This window comes from Comamonas sp. DB36 (assembly GCF_057914905.1).
Window position 1 is genome coordinate 970,490 of sequence record NZ_CP196631.1, and the last position, 19,811, is coordinate 990,300.

Annotated in this window: 12 protein-coding genes; 10 read left to right on the top strand and 2 right to left on the bottom strand. The window is 67.9% G+C overall.

Going from position 1 to position 19,811, the window contains the following annotated elements; genetic code table 11:
- Nucleotides 1-83: 83 nt before the first annotated feature.
- Nucleotides 84-2,909, top strand: a complete 2,826-nt coding sequence (polA, locus tag ACSVDO_RS04630; RefSeq protein WP_489595116.1) for a DNA polymerase I — start codon at nt 84-86, stop codon at nt 2,907-2,909.
- Nucleotides 2,910-3,210: 301 nt separating this feature from the next.
- Nucleotides 3,211-4,044, top strand: coding sequence for a ZIP family metal transporter (locus tag ACSVDO_RS04635; RefSeq protein WP_489595118.1), 834 nt, complete (start codon nt 3,211-3,213; stop codon nt 4,042-4,044).
- Here ACSVDO_RS04635 and ACSVDO_RS04640 read toward each other — a convergent pair.
- Together ACSVDO_RS04640 and ACSVDO_RS04645 are read right to left on the bottom strand one after the other, a co-directional pair.
- Nucleotides 4,036-4,800, bottom strand: a complete 765-nt coding sequence (locus ACSVDO_RS04640) for a LytR/AlgR family response regulator transcription factor (protein ID WP_489596329.1) — start codon at nt 4,798-4,800, stop codon at nt 4,036-4,038. The genes ACSVDO_RS04635 and ACSVDO_RS04640 overlap by 9 nt on opposite strands.
- A gap of 8 nt (nt 4,801-4,808) precedes the next feature.
- Nucleotides 4,809-5,879: a sensor histidine kinase gene (locus ACSVDO_RS04645; protein WP_489595119.1), complete on the bottom strand. Its 1,071-nt coding sequence runs from the start codon at nt 5,877-5,879 to the stop codon at nt 4,809-4,811.
- A gap of 52 nt (nt 5,880-5,931) precedes the next feature.
- On the opposite strand from ACSVDO_RS04645, the gene argH reads away from it, so the two are divergent.
- From argH to ACSVDO_RS04685, 8 genes are all read left to right on the top strand, one after another.
- Nucleotides 5,932-7,389 carry an argininosuccinate lyase gene (argH, locus tag ACSVDO_RS04650; RefSeq protein WP_489595121.1) on the top strand — a complete coding sequence of 486 codons (1,458 nt, stop codon included), beginning with the start codon at nt 5,932-5,934 and terminating at the stop codon, nt 7,387-7,389.
- Between the two features lie 62 nt (nt 7,390-7,451).
- Nucleotides 7,452-8,429 (top strand): Bug family tripartite tricarboxylate transporter substrate binding protein, encoded by a 978-nt coding sequence (locus tag ACSVDO_RS04655; protein ID WP_489595123.1) that lies wholly within the window; start codon nt 7,452-7,454, stop codon nt 8,427-8,429.
- 156 nt (nt 8,430-8,585) lie between these two features.
- Nucleotides 8,586-14,576, top strand: coding sequence for an alpha-2-macroglobulin family protein (locus ACSVDO_RS04660; RefSeq protein ID WP_489596331.1), 5,991 nt, complete (start codon nt 8,586-8,588; stop codon nt 14,574-14,576).
- Nucleotides 14,577-14,706: 130 nt separating this feature from the next.
- Entirely contained in the window at nt 14,707-15,747 is a 1,041-nt protein-coding gene (locus tag ACSVDO_RS04665) for an ABC transporter ATP-binding protein (RefSeq protein WP_489595124.1), read from the top strand.
- A gap of 72 nt (nt 15,748-15,819) precedes the next feature.
- Complete coding sequence (locus ACSVDO_RS04670) at nt 15,820-17,115, top strand: ABC transporter substrate-binding protein (protein WP_332682254.1); 1,296 nt, start codon at nt 15,820-15,822, stop codon at nt 17,113-17,115.
- 4 nt (nt 17,116-17,119) lie between these two features.
- On the top strand, nt 17,120-18,031 hold the full coding sequence (locus ACSVDO_RS04675; RefSeq protein ID WP_489595125.1) for a carbohydrate ABC transporter permease: 912 nt from the start codon (nt 17,120-17,122) through the stop codon (nt 18,029-18,031).
- Nucleotides 18,028-18,873: a carbohydrate ABC transporter permease gene (locus ACSVDO_RS04680; protein ID WP_489595127.1), complete on the top strand. Its 846-nt coding sequence runs from the start codon at nt 18,028-18,030 to the stop codon at nt 18,871-18,873. Before ACSVDO_RS04675 ends, ACSVDO_RS04680 begins: the two co-directional genes overlap by 4 nt.
- A 70-nt stretch (nt 18,874-18,943) precedes the next feature.
- Nucleotides 18,944-19,807: an endonuclease/exonuclease/phosphatase family protein gene (locus ACSVDO_RS04685; RefSeq protein WP_489595128.1), complete on the top strand. Its 864-nt coding sequence runs from the start codon at nt 18,944-18,946 to the stop codon at nt 19,805-19,807.
- Nucleotides 19,808-19,811: the final 4 nt, after the last annotated feature.

Sequence of the window (19,811 nt, forward strand, 5' to 3'; positions counted from 1 at the left end):
GGGGTGATTGTAGAGCCAGTGTTCAATTGATCCCGTGGGGAAATCCAGCGCGCAGGCCGGGCCGCGCCGTGCACAATCCTGGCATGAGCAATTCCAAGACATTGGTGCTGGTCGATGGCTCCAGCTATCTGTACCGCGCCTACCACGCCATGCCCGATCTGCGGGCCCGGCCCGGCGACCCGACGAGTCCCGCCACCGGCGCGATCCGCGGCATGATCAACATGCTGCAGTCCCTCAAGAGGGAAGTGCCTGCCGATTACGCGGTCTGCATCTTCGACACCAGCGGTCCGACCTTCCGTGACGCGCTCTACCCCGAGTACAAGGCCCAGCGCTCGCCCATGCCCGACGACCTGCGCGCGCAGATCGAGCCCATCCATGCCGTGGTGCGCATGCTCGGCTGGCCCGTGCTGGCCATCAAGGGCGTCGAGGCCGACGACGTGATAGGCACGCTGGCCCAGGTCGCATCGCGCCAGGGCGTGCGCGTGGTGGTCTCCAGCGGCGACAAGGATCTGAGCCAGCTGGTCGACGAGCACATCACCATCATCGACACCATGAACGGCAAGGTGCGCGATGTCGCCGGCGTCACCGCCGAGTTCGGCGTGCCGCCGTCGCTGATGGTCGATTTCCAGACGCTGGTCGGCGATACCGTGGACAACGTTCCCGGCGTGCCCAAGGTCGGCCCCAAGACCGCGGCCAAGTGGCTCAATGAATACGGCTCGCTCGACGCCTTGCTCGCGCGCGCCGACGAGATCAAGGGCGTGGCCGGCCAGAACCTGCGTGACAGCCTCGCATGGCTGCCCACGGGCCGCCAGCTGGTGACCATCAAGACCGATTGCGATCTGGTCGAGGAAGTGGTCGGCCTGCCGTCGCTCGACGGCCTGGCCTGGCGCGCGCCCGAGAACAAGGCGCTGCGCGACTTCTACCTCGAGTACGGCTTCAAGGGCCTGGCGATGGCGCTGGAAAACCAGGCCGAAGCCGCAGCGGAAGAGCCCAAGGCCAAAGCCAAGGCCGCCAAGCCGCGCGCCGACCAGGACACGGGCGACATGTTTGCCGAGCAGCAGGAATCCACCGAGGCCACCGAGGAAGCGCAAGCCGCGCAACAGCGCAGCGTGGACTACGACGTGATACTGACCTGGGCCAGCTTCGATGCCTGGCTGGCGAAGATCGAGGCCGCGCCGCTCACGGCGCTGGACACCGAAACCACCTCGCTCGACGAGATGCGCGCCGAGATCGTGGGCCTCAGCTTCAGCGTCGAGCCCGGCGCCGCGGCCTATATTCCACTGCGCCACGCGGGCCTGGACGTGCCCGAGCAGCTGCCGTTCGACGAAGTGCTCGCGCGCCTCAAGCCCTGGCTCGAGAATGCCCAGCGGCCCAAGCTCGGCCAGCACGTCAAGTACGACCGCCATGTGTTTGCCAACCATGGCATCCAGGTGCAGGGCTATGCGCACGACACCATGCTGCAAAGCTATGTGCTCGAAGTGCACCGCCCGCACGGGCTGTCCAGCCTGGCGCTGCGCCATACCGGGCGCAGCGGCACGAGCTACGAAGATCTGTGCGGCAAGGGCGTGCACCAGATTCCGTTTGCCCAGGTGCCGGTCGACAAGGCCGCAGCCTACTCGTGCGAGGACTCGGACCAGACGCTGGACGTGCACCGCGTGCTCTGGCCCCAGCTCGAGGCCGAGGCCGCGCTGCGCGCCGTCTATGACCTCGAACTGCAGACCAGCGAAGCGCTGTTCCGCATCGAACGCAACGGCGTGATGATCGACGCCGCGACGCTGGCCAAGCAGAGCAACGAGCTGGGCCAGCGCATCGTGCAACTCGAAAACGAAGCCTATGAGATCGCGGGCCAGCCGTTCAACCTGGCCAGCCCCAAGCAGCTGGGCGAGATCTTCTTCGACAAGCTGGGCATGCCCGTGGTCAAGAAGACCGCGACCGGCGCGCGCAGCACCGACGAGGAAGTGCTGGAGAAGCTTGCCGCCGATTACCCTCTGCCGGCCAAGCTGCTGGAGCACCGCAGCCTGTCCAAGCTCAAGGGCACCTACACCGACAAGCTGGCCCAGCTCGCGCTGCCGGCCACGGGCCGCGTGCACACGCATTACGCCCAGGCCGTGGCCGTGACCGGCCGGCTGTCGAGCAACGACCCCAACCTGCAGAACATTCCCATCCGCACGCCCGAAGGCCGGCGCGTGCGCGAAGCCTTCATCGCGCCCGCGGGCCGCGTGATCGCCAGCGCCGACTATTCGCAGATCGAGCTGCGCATCATGGCCCACCTGTCGGGCGACGAGTCGCTGCTCAAGGCTTTCCAGGACGGCCGCGACGTGCACCGTGCGACCGCCGCCGAAGTGTTCGCCGTTGAAGTCGACCAGGTCAGCAGCGAGCAGCGCCGCTATGCCAAGGTGATCAACTTCGGCCTGATCTACGGCATGAGCAGTTTCGGCCTGGCCAAGAACCTGGGCATAGAGACCAAGGCCGCGGCGGCCTATATCGACCGCTATTTCCAGCGCTATCCCGGCGTCAAGCGCTACATGGACGAGACCGTGGAGTTCGCGCGCGCCCATGGCTATGTCGAGACCGTGCTCGGCCGGCGCCTGTACCTGCCCGACATCAACGGCGGCAACGGCCCGCGCAAGAAGGCTGCAGAACGCCAGGCGATCAACGCCCCCATGCAGGGCACGGCCGCCGACCTGATCAAGATGGCCATGGTCGCGGTGCAGGCCGAGCTCGACGCGCACAAGCCCGACATCAAGGTCATCATGCAGGTGCACGATGAACTGGTGTTCGAGCTGCCGCAGGGCGACGAGGGCTGGATACGCAGCGAGATTCCGCGCCTGATGGCGGGCGTGGCCGAGTTGAAGGTGCCGCTGCTGGCCGAAGTGGGCGTGGGCCCCAACTGGGACCAGGCGCATTGAAGCTGGCACGGGCGGGATTCCGAGCAACGCGCTCTAAATCCCGATGACCGTTCGCCCTGAGCCTGCCACGGCGGCGCCGTCGAAGGGCGTTTCAGGGAGCGTGGCATGCCTGCGGCGAGGCTGCACGATGGCTTGAGGGCCGGTCGTTCATCCTTCGACAAGCTCAGGACGAACGTGGGGAGGACGGCATCAAGCGCCATAGTCCACCGCCGTTTTGCATTGCCGCCAACGGCGGCATGCGTCTTCTGCGAAAATCAGCGGGATCGGCCTTTGTGGCCCATCAAGAAAAGCAAAAACAGCTATGACTTTGGCAGCAATCATTTTGGCCACCTTGGCCGCGGGCATTGGTAGCGTGTGGGTCGCTGCATTGCTCATGCGCGTGGGCGTGTCCTCCAACAACGGCGGCATGATGCCCCAGCGCCTGCTGAGCCTGGCTGCGGGGGCCTTGCTGGCGACGGCTTTCATGCATCTGCTGCCCGAAGCGTTCGAGAGCGAGGCCAGCGCGCACGACCTGTTCCTCACGCTGCTGATCGGCGTGGTGTTCTTCTTCCTGCTCGACAAGGCCGAACTCTGGCACCACGGCCATGAGCATGGCCACGGGCATGACAACCATCCGAGCCACGGGCATGGTCACGCGCATGGCCATGGCCACAGCGATGGCCATAGCCACGACCATGGCAAGACCACGGGCGGCTGGGCGGTGCTCACGGGCGACAGCGTGCATTGCTTTGGCGACGGCGTGCTGATCGCTTCGGCGTTCCTGGCCGACATGCGCCTGGGCCTGATCGCCGCGGCGTCGGTGCTGGCGCATGAAGTGCCCCACCATATCGGCGACCTGGTGGTGCTGCGCCATGCGAGCGGCAACCGGCGCGTGGCGCTGGTCAAGGTTTCGCTGGCGGGCGCGGTGACTGCGCTGGGCGGCATCGCGGGCTACTTTCTCGTCGGTCAGCTGCAGGACTGGCTGCCGTATTTCCTCGTGCTGGCGTCGAGCAGCTTTGTCTATGTGGCGCTGGCCGATCTGATTCCCCAGCTGCAAAAGCGCCTCACGGCGCGCGAGACCTTCGCGCAGATCGCCTGGCTCGTTGCGGGCATGGTGCTGGTGACGCTGGTCAGCGGCCTGGCACATTCACACTGACGGCTCGGGCTGATCGCGCAGCGCCGCGCGCACCGCGGGCAGCTGGCGGCGCGAGACCGCAAGCGGCTCGTCTATGCCGTCCAGGCGCACGGCCCAGCCATCGCCTTCCTCGGCGTCATGGTGCTTTTCCAGCGCGCGCAGCGCGCGGCGCGCGACCAGCGCGTTGCGGTGTATGCGCAGGAACTGCGCGGCATGGCGCGTTTCGAGTTCGCCCAGAGCGCTGTCGAGGATGTAGCTGTGTTCGGCCGTGCGCACGGTCACGTATTTGAGCTCGGCCTTGAAATAGACCACTTCGGCCAGCGGCACGCGTTCGGTACGGCCGCGGTCCTGGATCAGCAGCGTGCCCGGGCTTTCCTGCGCGGCGGCCGCGGGCAGCCGCTGGCGCAGCAGCTTGGCCAGCATCTGCTGCAGTCGCGCGAGGCGCACGGGCTTGGTCAGGTAGTCGAGCGCATCGAGCTCGAAGGCATCGACCGCATGCTGGCTGTTCGCGGTGACGAACACCAGCGCGGGCGGCTGGGCCAGGCCGCGCAGGCGTTCGGCCAGAGACAGCCCGTCCTGGCCCGGCATGTGGATGTCGAGCAGCAGCAGCTCGATCGCGCAATCGGGCGCGTCGAGCAGCGCCCAGGCCTGGGCGCTGTCCGCGGCTTCATGCACGACCAGCGGCGGCAGCGGCGGGTCGCTGCGCGCGGCGTCCGCCAGCAGCGTACGCAGCCGGCTGCGCGCCAGCGCTTCGTCATCGACCAACAGAATGTGCAAGGGGCGATTCATGCCACGTCCTCCAGCGGCAGGATGATACGCACGCGGTAGCGGCCCTGGTGGCTGCCGGCGCTGAAGTCGGCCTGCAGATCATGCAGCAGGGACAGGCGCTCGCGCACATTGCGCAGCGCCATGCCATGGCCGGGCGTGGACCGGGCCGAGGCCGGCGGCAGGCTGTTGACCAGGGTGATCTCGACACGGCCGCGGTGCAGCCGCGTGGTCAACTCCAGGCTGCCGCCGTCGGGGCTGGGCTCCACACCGTGGCGTATCGCATTTTCCACCAGCGGCTGCAGCAGCAGCGGCGGCAGCCGCGCGCCGCCCGCCGCGGGGTCGAGTTGCCAGTGCGCGCGCAGTCTTGCGCCAAAGCGCACCTGCTCGATGGCGAGATATTGCCGCGCCAAGGCGATTTCCTCGGCCAGCGTGGTGCTGGCGCGGGGTTCGGCCAGCGCGCAGCGAAACAGGTCGCTGAGGTCTTCCAGCAAGGCTTCGGCCTGGGCCGGCTCGGCGCGCACCAGCGCAATGGCGCTGTTGAGCGTGTTGAACAGGAAATGCGGGCGTATGCGCGACTGCAGTTCGGCCAGCCGCGCCGTGGTCGCGGCCGGTGCGCGCGCGCGCGCGCGCAGCTGCAGCGCGGTCACCAGCAGCGCCGACAGCAGCGCGCCCGAGGCCGCGCTGGCCAGCCAGAACGAGGCCGGCGCGTCATCGACCAGCCACAGCATGGCGCAGGCATAGAGGCCGCACAGCGTTCCCAGCCCCATGCCGGCGAGGACCTGGGCCTGCCGGGGCAGGCGCTGCAGCAGGCGCTTCATGCCGCAGGCAACGACCAGCCACAGCAGCGTTGCGGGCAGCGTGCCGCTGGTGACCAGCGCCATGCCGGCCAGCCATTCAAGCGCGCTGTCGGCGCCGAAAAGCGCGGCCGTCGCGACCACGCTCTGCACGAACAACACGGCCCGCAGCACCACGCCGACATGACAGGCATCGAACACCAGAACGCGCTGCGCCGCACCGGCCGTGGGGGCTAGTACAGCACCGGATTCGTCGGATCCGGCCGGGGTCGATAAAATTTGCATATCTTGCATTGCGGCATCCGGTTGTTCCGGCTGTCCTGAACCCTCTGATTATTGCCCGTCCATGTCCAACAACTCCAGCACGCAACCTTCCCACAATCAGCTCGATACCAAGGCCCAGGCATGGTCGGCGTTGTTCTCCGAGCCCATGAGCGACCTCGTCAAGCGCTACACCTCGAGCGTGTTCTTCGACAAGCGCCTGTGGCAAGCCGACATCATGGGCAGCCTGGCGCATGCGGAAATGCTGTCCGCCCAGGGCATCATTTCCGCCGAAGACCATGCGTCCATTGAAAAGGGCATGGCCCAGATCACGGCCGAGATCGAGGCCGGCGGCTTTGAATGGAAGCTCGATCTCGAAGACGTGCATCTGAACATCGAAGCGCGCCTGACGCAATTGGTCGGCGACGCGGGCAAGCGCCTGCACACCGGCCGCAGCCGCAACGACCAGGTCGCGACCGACGTGCGCCTGTGGCTGCGCGGCGAGATCGACGTGATCAGCGGCCTGCTCGGCGAGCTGCAGAAGTCGCTGGTGGAAACCGCCGAGCGCCATGTCGAAGTGATACTTCCGGGCTTCACCCACCTGCAGGTGGCCCAGCCCGTGAGCTTCGGCCACCATCTGCTGGCCTATGTGGAGATGTTCAAGCGCGACGCCGAGCGCATGGCCGACGTGCGCCGCCGCGTCAATGTGCTGCCGCTGGGCTCTGCCGCGCTGGCCGGCACCACCTACCCGCTGGACCGCGAACGCGTGGCGCGCAGCCTGGGCATGGAAGGCGTGTGCCAGAACAGCCTGGACGCGGTGAGCGACCGCGACTTCGCGATCGAGTTCAGCGCCGCGGCCGCGCTGTGCATGGTGCACATCAGCCGCTTCTCCGAAGAGCTGATCCTGTGGATGAGCCAGAACTTCGGCTTCATCAAGATTGCCGACCGCTTCACCACGGGCTCGTCGATCATGCCGCAGAAGAAGAACCCCGACGTGCCCGAACTGGCGCGCGGCAAGACCGGCCGCGTGGTCGGCCACCTGATGGGTCTGATCACGCTGATGAAGGGCCAGCCCCTGGCCTACAACAAGGACAACCAGGAAGACAAGGAGCCGCTGTTCGACACCGTCGACACGCTCAAGGACACGCTGCGCATCTTCAGCGAAATGGTCGGCGGCCAGCTCAACCCGGCCACGGGCGTCAAGGAAGGCGGCATAGGCGTGAACGCCGAAGCGATGGAGCGCGCGGCGCTCAAGGGCTATGCGACGGCCACCGATCTGGCTGATTATCTGGTCAAGAAGGGCCTGCCGTTCCGCGACGCGCACGAGACCGTCGCGCATGCGGTCAAGGCCGCGATCACCGAAGGCGTGGACCTGTCCGAGCTGCCGCTGGCGACGCTGCAGGGCTTTCACCCGCAGATCGAGCAGGACGTGTTCGAGTGCCTGAGCCTGCGCGGTTCGCTCAATGCGCGCAACACGCTGGGCGGCACGGCGCCGGCCCAGGTGCGCGCCCAGCTGGCGCTGCACAAGGCACGTCTGGCGTAAATCCAGCCGCGCGCGGCCGCGGCCGCGCCGGCGTTCTTCTGATTCCACTGGAGTGATCCTTCATGCGTCTTTCACGTCGCCGTCTTCTGTCCCATGCCGCCGTGGTGTCGTCCGTGGTGGCCTGGGGCGCCAGCGCCCATGCGGCCGATCCCCAGCCGATCCGCATTCTCGTGGGCTTTCCGCCGGGCGGCGGCACGGACGCGATCGCGCGCCTGCTGGCCGAGAAGCTGCGCGATGAACTGGGCACCACGGTGCTGGTCGACAACCGCCCGGGCGCGGGCGGACAGATCGCGGCCCAGCAGCTCAAGGCGGCGCCGGCCGACGGCCATACGCTGTTCCTGACGCACGACCACACGATTTCCATCCTGCCCCAGGTCGTCAGAAAGCCCGGTTTCGACCCGGCCCAGGACTTCGTTCCCGTGACCGGCATTGCCACCTTCGTCAACGCGCTCGCGGTGTCCAGCCAGACGCCGGCAAAGAACCTTGCCGAATACGTGCAGTGGGTGCGCCAGCAGGGCGGCAAAAGCGCTGTGGGCATTCCCGCGCCCGCGTCCACGCCCGAGTTCCTGGTCAAGCAGCTGTCCAACCGCTTCCAGCTCGATCTCGTGGCCGCGCCGTATCGCGGCAGCGCGCCCATGCTGGCCGACATGCTGGGCAACCAGATTCCTGCGGGCATTGCCGCAGTGCAGGACTTCATCGAGCACCAGCGCGCGGGCAAGATGCGCGTGATCGCGGTGCTGGGCGACCGGCGCCAGGCGTCCATGCCCGATGTGTCGACGCTGGCCGAGCAGGGCGTCAAGGGTTATGAAGACATGCCGTACTACGGTTTCTATGCGCCCAAGGGCACGCCCACGGCGTTCATCGAGCGCTTCTCGGCCGCGACCGCCAAGGTGTTGCAGATACCGCAAGTCCATGAACAACTGGTGGCGCTGGGCCTGACCGTAGGCCATATGTCGCCGCAGCAGCTCGCGCAGCGCGAGCAGGCCTATACGCGGGCCTGGACGGCCATCATTCGCAACAGCGGCTACCAGCCGCAATAAGCGTCCTGCACTGAACGAAAAGCCCCGCAATTTCTGTGGGGTTTTTTTGGCAAAGCGCTCCGGCCCACCCATGATCGGCCGATACGCCGCAAAAAGCCGCCATCGAGCGGCCCAGGCAGCACCGGCCCGGCCGGATCGAGAGGGTAAGACGTGGGAATAAAACATTGGACAGGCGCCGCGCTGGTGCTGTGGGCCGGCAATGCGCTGGCGTTGGCCGTGGGGCAATTCAACCCGCAAGGCGAAGTTGCGCAGGTGGCGCAGGTGCGGGTGCAGTTCGACAGCGCCGCGGTGCGCTTTGGCGACCCCAAGGCCGCGGCGCCGCTGCAGCTGTCATGCAGCGACGCCTCGGCCGCGGCCGGAACGGGCCGCTGGACCAGCGAGCGCGAATGGGTGTTTGATTTTTCCAAGCCCTTGCCGCCGGGCGTGCGCTGCACGGCGCAGCTGCTCGCCGGCCTCAAGTCGCCCACGGGGCAGGTGTTGTCGGGCACCACCCGCTACCAGTTCAGCACCGGCGGCCCGCAGGCGGTTTCCATCCTGCCGCCCACATATGAAGCCATCGACGAGTCGCAGTTCTTCGTGCTGCGCTTCAACGGCCCGGTGGCACGCGAGACGCTGCTGGCCAACGGCTATTGCGCGCTCGAAGGCGTGGGCGAGCGCATTCCGCTGCGCTGGATCGACGGCGACGAGCGCCAGGCGCTGCTCAAGATGCGCGGCTGGGACAAGCCGGCCGCGGCCGCGCCGCTGCAGTACGCCACGCTGGCCTGCAATCGCACGCTCACCCCCGGCGCCAAGCTGCGTCTGGTGCTGGGCAGCGGTGTCGCCACGCCCAGCGGCGTGGCCACGCGCAATGCGCAGGAGTTCGCGTACAGCGTGCGTGAACCGTTCTCGGCCGAGATGCGCTGCGAGCGCGAGAACGCCCAGGCCGCCTGCCTGCCGATACGGCCGATACGGCTGTCGTTCAACGCGCCCGTGTCGCGCGCGCTGGCTGAAGCGGTACGCCTGCAGGGCGGCGGCGCGACGCTCAAGCCGGTGATCGACGAAGGCGACGACCCTTCGGTGCGCCCCGACCCTCAGGGGCTGGTCGACGGTTTGCGCTTCGAAGGCCTGGCGGCTCAGACCAGCTACCAGCTGCAACTGCCCAAGGACTTCAAGGACGCGGCCGGGCGCACGCTGCGCAATGCCGCATCCTTTCCGCTCACGGTGGCCACGGGCGACATGCCGCCGTTGGTCAAGTTCGCGGCTTCTCCGTTCGGCATCGTGGAGCGCTTTGCCGAAGGCCCCGAGGGCCCGGCGCTGCTGCCGGTGACGGTGCGCAAGGTCGAAGCCGCGCTGAAAGGCCAGCAACTGCAGCCGGGCAGCGAGGTCAGCCTGCTCGAGCCGCGCACCGATGCCGACATCATTGCCTGGCTGCGCAAGCTGCAGAACTATGAACGCGACCAGGTCACGCGTGCCCAGGCGCGGCGCGACGTGCAGGGCGCGCTGCCGCCGGTGATAGACCCCGATCAGCGCCAGAGCGTGCAGACGCGCATGCTGTCGCTGCTTGCCGGCCAGTCCAATGTCAAGGCCATGTCGCTGCCCGCGGCCCAGGCCGGCGATCCGCGGCCGTTTGAAGTCGTGGGCATTCCATTGACACCCGGTTTCCATGTGGTCGAGATCGCCTCGCCGCTGCTGGGCGCGGCGCTGCTCGATGAACGCTATGGCGAGAAGCGCAGCATGTATGTGCGCAGCTCGGCGCTGGTGACCAACCTCGCCGTGCATTTCAAGCTGGGCCGCGAGAATTCCGCGGCCTGGGTGACCACGCTCGACAAGGGCCAGGTCGTTGCCGGCGCCAAGGTCCAGGTGTCGAGCTGCAATGGCGAAGTGCTGGCCTCGGCCGTGACCAATGCCCAGGGCATCGCCCAGTTTGCCGATCTGTCGCCCCAGCCGCCGCAATGCCACGGCGACGGCTACCGCAATGCCGCCTATTTCGTCAGCGCGCGCGCCCAGACCGCGGCCGGCCCCGAGCTGGCGTTTGCCTGGAGCGATTGGCAGCGTGGCATAGAGCCCTGGCGCTTCAATGTGCCTACCAGCTCCAGCGAGAAGGCCGACATGCTCGCGCACACGGTGTTCGATCGCACGCTGCTGCGCGCCGGCGAAACCCTGGCCATGAAGCATTTCCTGCGCCAGCAGAACGGCCAGGGCCTGGCGCTGCCGCCGCAGCGTCCCAGCGAGCTGCGCATCACCCATCTGGGCAGCGGCCAGAGCTTTCGCCAGCCCCTGGTCTGGCGCGAGACCGGCAGCGGGGGCTTGAGCGCCGAAAGCCGCTTTCCCGTGCCCGCGGGCGCCAAGCTCGGCGAATACCAGGTCGAGCTGCGCGAGCCGCAGGATGGAGCCAAGTTTCGCGCGCTGACCAGCGGGTCGTTCCGCGTCGAGGAGTTCCGCCTGCCGGTGTTCGAAGGCCGGGTCGGCCCGGTCAACGCCAAGCCGCTGGTGCGCGCCGAGAAGCTGCCGGTGCAGGTGCAGCTCAACTACCTTTCGGGCGGACCGGCCGACGGCCTGCCGGTGCGCGTTTCGGCCATGGTGCGCGCCAAATCGCTCGATTTTGCGGGCTATGACGACTTCCACTTCGGCCCGCCGCGCGCGGCCGCAGACAACGCGCAAAGCGACGACGAGGAGGCCAGCGCGGCGCAGGACACCAAGGTGGTTGCCGACGCGCTGCCGCTGGTGCTCAATCGCCAGGGTGCGGGTCAGGTCGAGCTGCAGTCGCTGCCGCGCGGCAACCAGGCGCGCGAACTGCTGGTCGAAGCGACCTATGCCGACCCCAGCGGCGAAGTGCAGACGCTGCGCAGCACGCAGACGCTGTGGCCCGCGGCCGTGGTCGTGGGCATACAGGCCGAGAACTGGGTCTCGACCGAGCGCGAAATGCAGTTCTCGGCGCTGGCGCTGGGCCTGGACGGCAAGCCCCAGGCGGGCGTGGCGCTCAAGGTGCAGGCGCTGGCGCGCATCACCACCAGCAGCCGCAAGCGGCTGGTCGGCGGCTTCTACAGTTACGACAACCAGACTACGCTCAAGGACCTGGGCACGCTGTGCTCGGGCAAGAGCGACGCCCAGGGCCGGCTGCACTGCACGGCAAAGATCGCCCAGGCGGGCGAAGTCGAACTCGTGGCCACGGCCAGCGACAGCGCGGGCAACGAAGTCCAGGCTGCGACTTCGGTCTGGGTCACGCGCCAGGGCGAGCTGTGGTTCGGCGGCGAAGACCATGACCGCATGGAACTGCTGTCCGAGCAGCGCAGCTACCAGCCCGGCGAGACCGCGCGCCTGCAGGTGCGCATGCCGTTCCGCTACGCGACCGCGCTGGTGGCCGTCGAGCGCGAAGGCATTTTGAGCACGCGCGTGGTGCAGCTCGAAGGCCAGAACCCGACGGTCGAATTGAAGATCGAGGAGAGCTGGGGGCCCAACGTCTACGTGAGCGTGCTGGCGCTGCGCGGGCGGTTGCGTGAAGTGCCCTGGTACAGCTTCTTCACCTGGGGCTACCAGGCGCCGCGTGCCTGGTGGAATGCGTTCTGGCACGAAGGCCGCGAATATGTGGCGCCTACGGCCCTGGTCGATCTGAGCCGCCCCGCGTTCCGTCTGGGCATGGCCGAGATCAAGGTCGACGCCGCGGCGAACCGGCTCGCGGTGCAGGTCAGCGCCGACCGCGAAACCTATCCGGTGCGCGGCACGGCCCAGGTCACGATCAGCGCCAAGCTGCCCAATGGGCAACCGGCGGCCGGGGCCGAAGTCGCGCTCGCTGCCGTGGACCAGGCGCTGCTCGAACTCATGCCCAATGGCAGCTGGAACCTGCTGGACGCGATGCTGCCGCGCCGCGCCTGGGGCGTGCAGACCGCGACCGCGCAGATGGAAGTGATAGGTCGGCGCCACTATGGGCGCAAGGCCGTTGCCGCGGGCGGCGGCGGCGGGCGCAGTCCGCGGCGCGAGCTGTTCGACAGCGTGCTGCTGTGGCAGCCCAGCGTGGTGCTCGACGCCAAGGGGCAGGCGCGCGTCACGGTGCCGCTCAATGATTCGCTGACCACGTTCGAGATCGTTGCCGTCGCCGATGCGGGCGTGCAGCTGTTCGGCACGGGGCGCACCAAGATCCGCAGCACGCAGGACCTGCAGATCATCAGCGGCCTGCCGCCGCTGGTGCGCGAAGGCGACCGCTTCCGCGCTCAGGTCACGCTGCGCAACACCACGCAGCGCGCGATGCAGGTCCAGGTGCAGCCGCGCGCCGCGCCGCTCACGCTGGCCGCGCAGCGCATTGCGCTGGCCGCGGGTGCTTCTCAGGAAGTCGCGTGGGAGGTCACGGTGCCGGTGAACGCCGCGGGCAGCAGCGCGCTCGAGAACCTGGCCGCGGGCCTGGACTGGGAAATCGACGCCCAGGACGTGACGCCGGGCGCGCCGCCGGCGCGCGACGCGATTCGCACGCGCCAGCGCATCGAGGCCGCCGTGCCGCTCACGGTGCAGCAGGCGACGCTGGTGCAGATCGATGGCTCATGGCAGCTGCCGGTGTCGCCGCCGGCCGACGCCCTGCCGGGCCGCGGCGGACTGCGCCTGGCGCTCGCGCCCAAGCTGGCCGACGGCATGACCGGCGTGCGCGACTGGTGGCTGCGCTACGCCTACACCTGCCTGGAGCAGATCAGCAGCCGCGCGCTGGGCCTGGGCGACGCCGCCCAGTGGCAGCAGGTGATCGCCAAGATGCCCAGCTATCTCGACGAGAACGGGCTGGCGTCGTATTTCCCGCCGCGCGCCGGTGCCCCGCACCGCGGCAGCGACACGCTGACCGCCTATCTGCTGGCCGCCAGCCACGAGGCCGCGCGCCAGGACCCGCGCCTGGCCCTGCCCGAAGCGCTGCGCGCGCAGATGGAAAGCGCGCTGATCGCGTTTGTCGAAGGCCGGCTAGAACGCCCGCTGAACAATCCGCGCAACGACCAGGCGCTGGCGCTGGAGCTGCGCAAGCTCGCGGCGATCGAGGCGCTGTCGCGCAACGGCCGCGCCGTGCCGCGCATGCTTGAAAGCATTCGCGTCGCGCCCACGCAATGGCCCACGCACGCGCTGCTGGACTGGGTGCAGATCCTGCAGCGCATGCCCGAAGCCGCGCAGCGCGATACGCGTCTGCAGGAAGCCAAGCAGCTGCTGCAAAGCCGGCTGTCGTTCCAGGGCAGCCAGGTGGTGTTCAGCACCGAGAAGGACGACAACTGGTGGTGGCAGATGCAGGGCGGCGACAGCAATGCCGCGCGCCTGCTGCTCACGGCGCTGTCGCTGCCCGAGTGGAAGGACGACGTGCCGCGCCTGGCCCAGGGACTGATCGCGCGCCAGCGCGGCGGCGCCTGGACCACGACCACGGCCAACCTGTGGGGCGTGCTGGCGCTGCAGGCGTTCTCGCGCGAGCGCGAAAGCACGCCGGTCGCGGGCCGCACGCTGGCCCAGCTGGGCACGCAAAGCGTGGTCAAGGAATGGCGCGGCATGGGAGCGCAGCCCGCGGTGACTATGGGCGCCGTGCCCGCAGCCGGCGTGCCGCTGGGCGCGACGGCCGTGGGCGCACCCACGCCGTCCGCATCGGGCGCCAGCTCCCTGTTCCTGCCCTGGGCGCCGGGCCCGCTCACGGTCACGCACGAAGGCGCGGGCAAGCCCTGGCTGAGCCTGCAATCGGTGGCGGCGGTGCCGCTGAGCAAGCCGTTCAGCGCGGGCTACACGGTGCGCAAGACCGTCACCCGCGTCACGCCGTCGCAGCTGCCCGCGGGCAGCTACCAGCGCGGCGAGGTGCTCGATGTGACGCTTGACGTCACCTCGACGGCCGACATGGGCTGGGTCGCTATCACCGATCCGATTCCCGCGGGCGCGACCATTCTGGGCAGCGGCCTGGGGCGCGACTCCGAGATCGCCCAGCAGCAGGGCGCGACCGACAGCGGCGACCAAGGCAGCCAGCCCACGTTCGAGGAGCGCAGCTTCTCGTCGTGGCGCGGCTACTACGAGTGGCTGCCGCGCGGCAGCATCAAGCTGCGCTACCGCGTGCGCGTGAGCAATGTCGGCGAGTTCGCGCTGCCGCCCACGCGCGTCGAGGCGCTGTACGCGCCCGAGATGTTCGGCGAGGCGCCAAACGCGCCGGTGAAGGTCGTTCCCGCGCCCTGAAGCGTCACAGAACGCTCTCCTTGCATGTCACATACCCCGTGGCCTGCAAGGAGGGGTCTGCATGACTTCAGGGCAAGCACCTAGAAAATTGACACGCATCCGTCACATGACTTGCCTAGACTAGGCACTCATGTCCTTGATAGAACTCGATGGTGTCGCAAAGTCCTGGGGTGCAACAACGGCGCTGCGCGCGCTGCACTTGCGCATTGAACCGGCAACTTTCTGCGTGCTGCTCGGGCCTTCGGGCTGTGGAAAATCAACCACCCTGCGCATCATCGCCGGGCTGGAAACCGCGACCGCGGGCAGTGTGCGCATCGATGGCCGCGAAGTCGGCCACCTGCCTCCCGCCGAGCGCGGCATCGCCATGGTGTTCCAGAACTATGCGCTGTTTCCCCACCTCACGGTGGCGCAGAACATAGGCTTCGGCCTGTCGGTGCGCAAGGTGGCTGCGGCCGAGTCCGCCAAGCGCCTGGCCGAGACCGCCGAGCTGCTGGGCCTCACGGCCCTGCTCGATCGCCGGCCCGCCCAGCTGTCCGGCGGACAGCAGCAGCGCGTGGCGCTGGGGCGCGCGCTGGTCGCCCAGGCCAAGGTCTGCCTGATGGACGAACCCCTTTCCAATCTCGATGCCCAGCTGCGCCAGGAAATGCGCAGCGAGCTGCGCGAACTGCAGCAGCGCCTGGGCCTCACGGTGGTCTATGTGACCCATGACCAGGCCGAAGCGATGAGCATGGCCGACCAGGTGGTGCTGCTGCACCAGGGCAGCGTGGAGCAATGCGCGACGCCGCGCGAAATGTATGCCCGCCCGGCAAGCCGCTTTGCCGCGCGCTTCATCGGCACGCCCGCAATGAATCTGATCGCGCTCGAGCATGGCCGCATCGCTGGCAGCGACGTGGGCGTGGGCGGCGGCAGCGCGCGCTGCATGGGGCTGCGCCCCGAAGCGATTGCTGTCGTTGACGCCGCGCAGCGCGGCATAGACGCCCAGGTGGTCGGCCAGGAGTATCTGGGCGCCGATCTGGTGCTGCGCTGCCAGGTGGGCAGCGAAGTGCTCACGGTGCGCGCTCCCGGCCCGCAGCAGGTGCCCACGGGCGCGCAGGTGCGCCTGGCGTGGCAGGACCACGACACCCATTTCTTCGGCGCCGACGGCCTGCGCCTGGGCACGCGCGCCGGCTGATTTTCGCCTTCGGGTTTTCGGGCCTTGCCGCGGCAGCGCCCGTCATTCATTGCATTTCTTTCAGGAGCTTTCATGCAGCGCAAGACCTTCCTCCAGACCCTGGCCGTCGCCGGCGCAATGGGCACCATCGGCATGTCCGGCCAGGCCCTGGCCCAGGCACAGGTCGAAGTGCCGTTCTACTATCCCGTGGCCGTGGGCGGCGCGATTGCCAAGACCATAGACGGCTTTGCCGCCGATTTCATGAAGGCCAACCCGAACATCAAGGTGACGCCGATCTACGCCGGCACCTACCAGGAAACCATCGTCAAGGCGCTGACCGCGCACAAGTCGGGCAAGCCGCCCGCAACCTCGGTGCTGCTGTCGACCGACATGTTCACGCTGATCGACGAAGACGCGATCGCCCCCATAGACCAGTTCGTCAAGACCGCCGACGACCAGGCCTGGCTCAAGAGCTTCTACCCGGCCTTCATGGCCAACAGCCAGACCGGCGGCAAGACCTGGGGCGTGCCGTTCCAGCGCTCCACCGTGGTGATGTACTACAACAAGGATTTGTTCAAGCAGGCCGGGCTGGACCCGAACCGCGCGCCCCAGACCTGGAAGGAACTGAGCGAGGCGGCGCAAAAGCTCACGCGCAAGGACGCCAGCGGCAAGGTGGTGCAGTACGGCATACAGATTCCATCGACGGGCTTTGGCTACTGGATGCTGCAGACGCTGACCACGCCCAACGGCGTGCTGCTGGCCAACGACACCGGCACCAAGGTCACGCTCGACAATCCCAAGGTCATCGAGGCGCTGGACTACTGGGTCAATCTGGCGCGCAGCGGCGTGCACCCCAGCGGCGTGGTCGAGTGGGGCACTACGCCCAAAGACTTCATCGAGCAGAAGGCCGCAATCATCGTCACCACCACGGGCAACCTGACCAACCTCAAGGCCAATGCCAAGTTCGACTTCGGCGTGGGCCAGATCGCGGGCAATGTGCGCAAGGGCTCGCCCACGGGCGGCGGCAATTTCTACATCTTCAAGAAGTCGACGCCGGCGCAGCAGCAGGCGGCGTTCGAGTTCATCAAATGGGTCACCCAGCCCGAGCGCGCCGCGCAGTGGAGCATGGACACCGGCTATGTGGCGGTCTCGCCCGCGGCCTACGACACGCCGGTGCTGAAGAAATACGGACAGGATTTCCCGCAGGCTTTGGTCGCGCGTGACCAGCTGCCGGTGTCGGTCGCCGAGTTCTCCACGCACGACAACCAGCGCGTGACCAAGCTGCTCAACGACGCCGTGCAGGCCGCGCTCAACGGCAGCAAGACCTCGGCCCAGGCGCTCAAGGACGCCCAGCGCGAAGCCGACCGCCTGCTGCGCAGCTACCAGTAAGACCATGGCCGCGGGCACGAACTTCGCCGCGCCGCGTGCTGCAGTCAGCCAGCATGCACTGCATGCCTGGCTGCTGCTGCTGCTGCCGGCGCTGGCGCTGCTGGTGGCGTTCACGCACTGGCCCGCGCTGGCGACGCTGATCGACAGCTTCTTCTCGACGCCGCGCGGCAGCCGGCCGGGCCACTGGGTGGGGCTGGAGAACTACCAGGTGATGGTCGATGACCCGGTGTTCTGGCAGGCGGTGCGCAACAACCTGTGGTTTGCGGGCGCGACCATTCCGCTGTCGATAGGCCTGGCGCTGGCGATGGCGCTGTGGGTCAACGAACGCATGCACGGGCGCGCATTCCTGCGCATGGCGTATTTCACGCCCACGGTGCTGCCCATGATTGCCGTGGCCAATATCTGGCTGTTCTTCTACACGCCGCAATACGGCCTGCTCGAGCAGATCACGGGCGCGCTGGGCCTGCCGTCGCACAACTGGCTGGGTGATCCTTCGACCGCGCTGGCCTGCATCACGCTGGTCGCGATCTGGAAGGAAGCCGGCTTCTTCATGATCTTCTACCTCGCGGCGCTGCAGACGCTCAACCCCAGCCTCAAGGAAGCGGCCGCGATAGAAGGCGCGTCGCGCTGGTATTACTTCCGGCGCGTGCAGTGGCCGCTGCTGATGCCGACCACGCTGTTCGTGCTGGTCAACGCCGTGGTGAATGCGTTCCGGCTGGTCGACCATGTGTTCATCCTGACGCGCGGCGGCCCCGACAACGCGACCAGCCTGCTGCTCTACCACCTCTACGAAGTCGGCTTCAAGTTCTGGGACGCGGGCTATGCGGCGGCAATCACCGTGGTGCTGGTGGTGGTGCTGGCCAGCGTCGCGCTGTTCCAGTTTTTCGTGTTGGACAAGCGGGTGCATTACAAATGAGCGCAGTCAAGGATTCGCCGCGCCAGGGCCCGGCGCTGTACACGGTCTCGTGGCTGGACACGCTTGCCGCCTGGCTGCTGGCGCTGCTGTGGATACTGCCGCTGGTCTACGCGGTCTGGACGGCGTTTCACCCCGCGGAGTTCTCCACGCGCTTCGATCTCGCCGCGCCCTGGACGCTGGAGAACTTCCGCCATGCCTGGCAGGCCGCGCCGTTTGCACGCTACTTCCTCAACACCACGCTGCTGGTGGCCATGATCCTGGCCGCGCAGCTGGTGCTCAGCACGCTGGCCGCCTATGCATTTGCGCGGTATGAATTCCGCGGCAAGAACGTGGCGTTTGCGCTGGTGCTGGTGCAGCTGATGATCATGCCCGACATCCTGCTGGTGGAGAACTACCAGACCATGGCGAAGCTGGGCCTGGTCGACAGCCTGCTGGCCATAGGCCTGCCTTACTTCGCCTCGGCGTTCGCCATCTTCCTGCTGCGCCAGACCTTCATGGGCATTCCCAGGGAGCTCGACGAAGCCGCGCGCGTCGAGGGCGCAAGCGCGCTGCAGACGCTGTGGCGCGTCTATGTGCCCCTGGCCAAGCCGGTCTACACCGCGTTCGCGCTGGTCTCGGTGAGCTTTCACTGGAACAACTTCCTGTGGCCGCTGATCATCACCAACAGCGTGGAGTCGCGGCCGCTCACCGTGGGCCTGCAGGTGTTCTCGTCGGTGGAGCAGGGCGTCGAATGGTCGACGATCACCGCCGCGACGCTGATGACCTCGGCGCCGCTGCTGATTGCCTTCCTGCTGTTCCAGCGCCAGTTCGTGCAAAGCTTCATGCGCGCGGGCATCAAGTAGCGCCGGGACCGGGACGCTCAGACGGCATTTGCTGGCTTGGACCGCTGCCGCCTTGGGGTGTAATGCTTGCATGAAAATCCTCAGCTGGAACACCCAATGGTGCTGTGGCCTCGACGGCCTGGTCAGCCCGCAGCGCATCATCGAACGCGCGCGTTCTCTTGCCGACGCCGATGTCCTGTGCCTGCAGGAAATCGCGGTCAACTATCCGGGCCTGCAGGGCGCTCCCGGCGACCAGCTCGCGCAGCTGCAGAAGCTGCTGCCCGGCTGGCAGCTGTTCTTCGGCGCGGCCGTCGATGAGTTCACGACCACCGGCCGCCAGCGCTTCGGCAATCTGATCGCCACGCGCCTGCCCGCGCTGCAGGTGCAGCACTATCCGCTGCCTTACCCGGCCGATGCCGGCGTGCGCAGCATGCCCCGCATCTGCACCGTGGTCACGGTGATGGACGCGCGCCTGGGCGCGGTACGTGTGATGACCACCCACCTCGAGTACTACTCCAAGGCCCAGCGCATGGCCCAGGCGCTGGCGCTGCGCAGCCTGCACCTCGCGGCCTGCAGCGTTGCCGATGCGCCGCCGCAGGAATGCCGCGACGGCTCGCCGTTCCAGACCAAGTCGCATACGCACCAGGCGGTGCTGTGCGGCGACTTCAACTTCGAGCCGCAGGAGGCCGAGTACGCGGCGCTCACGGCGCGCTGGGCGACGGGCGAGGAGGGCGCACTGCAGCCCGGCCAGTGGCATGACAGCTGGCGGCTGCTGCACCCCGACGACCCCCAGCCGCCTACGTTCAAGCTGTTCGATCGGCGCTACGGGCCCGAGCCCGTGGCCTGCGACTTCATGCTGGTCAGCGACAGCCTGCAGTCGCGCGTGCGCGACTGGCAGACCGATGGCCACACCCAGGCATCGGACCACCAGCCGGTCGTGCTGACGCTGGGCTGAGGCC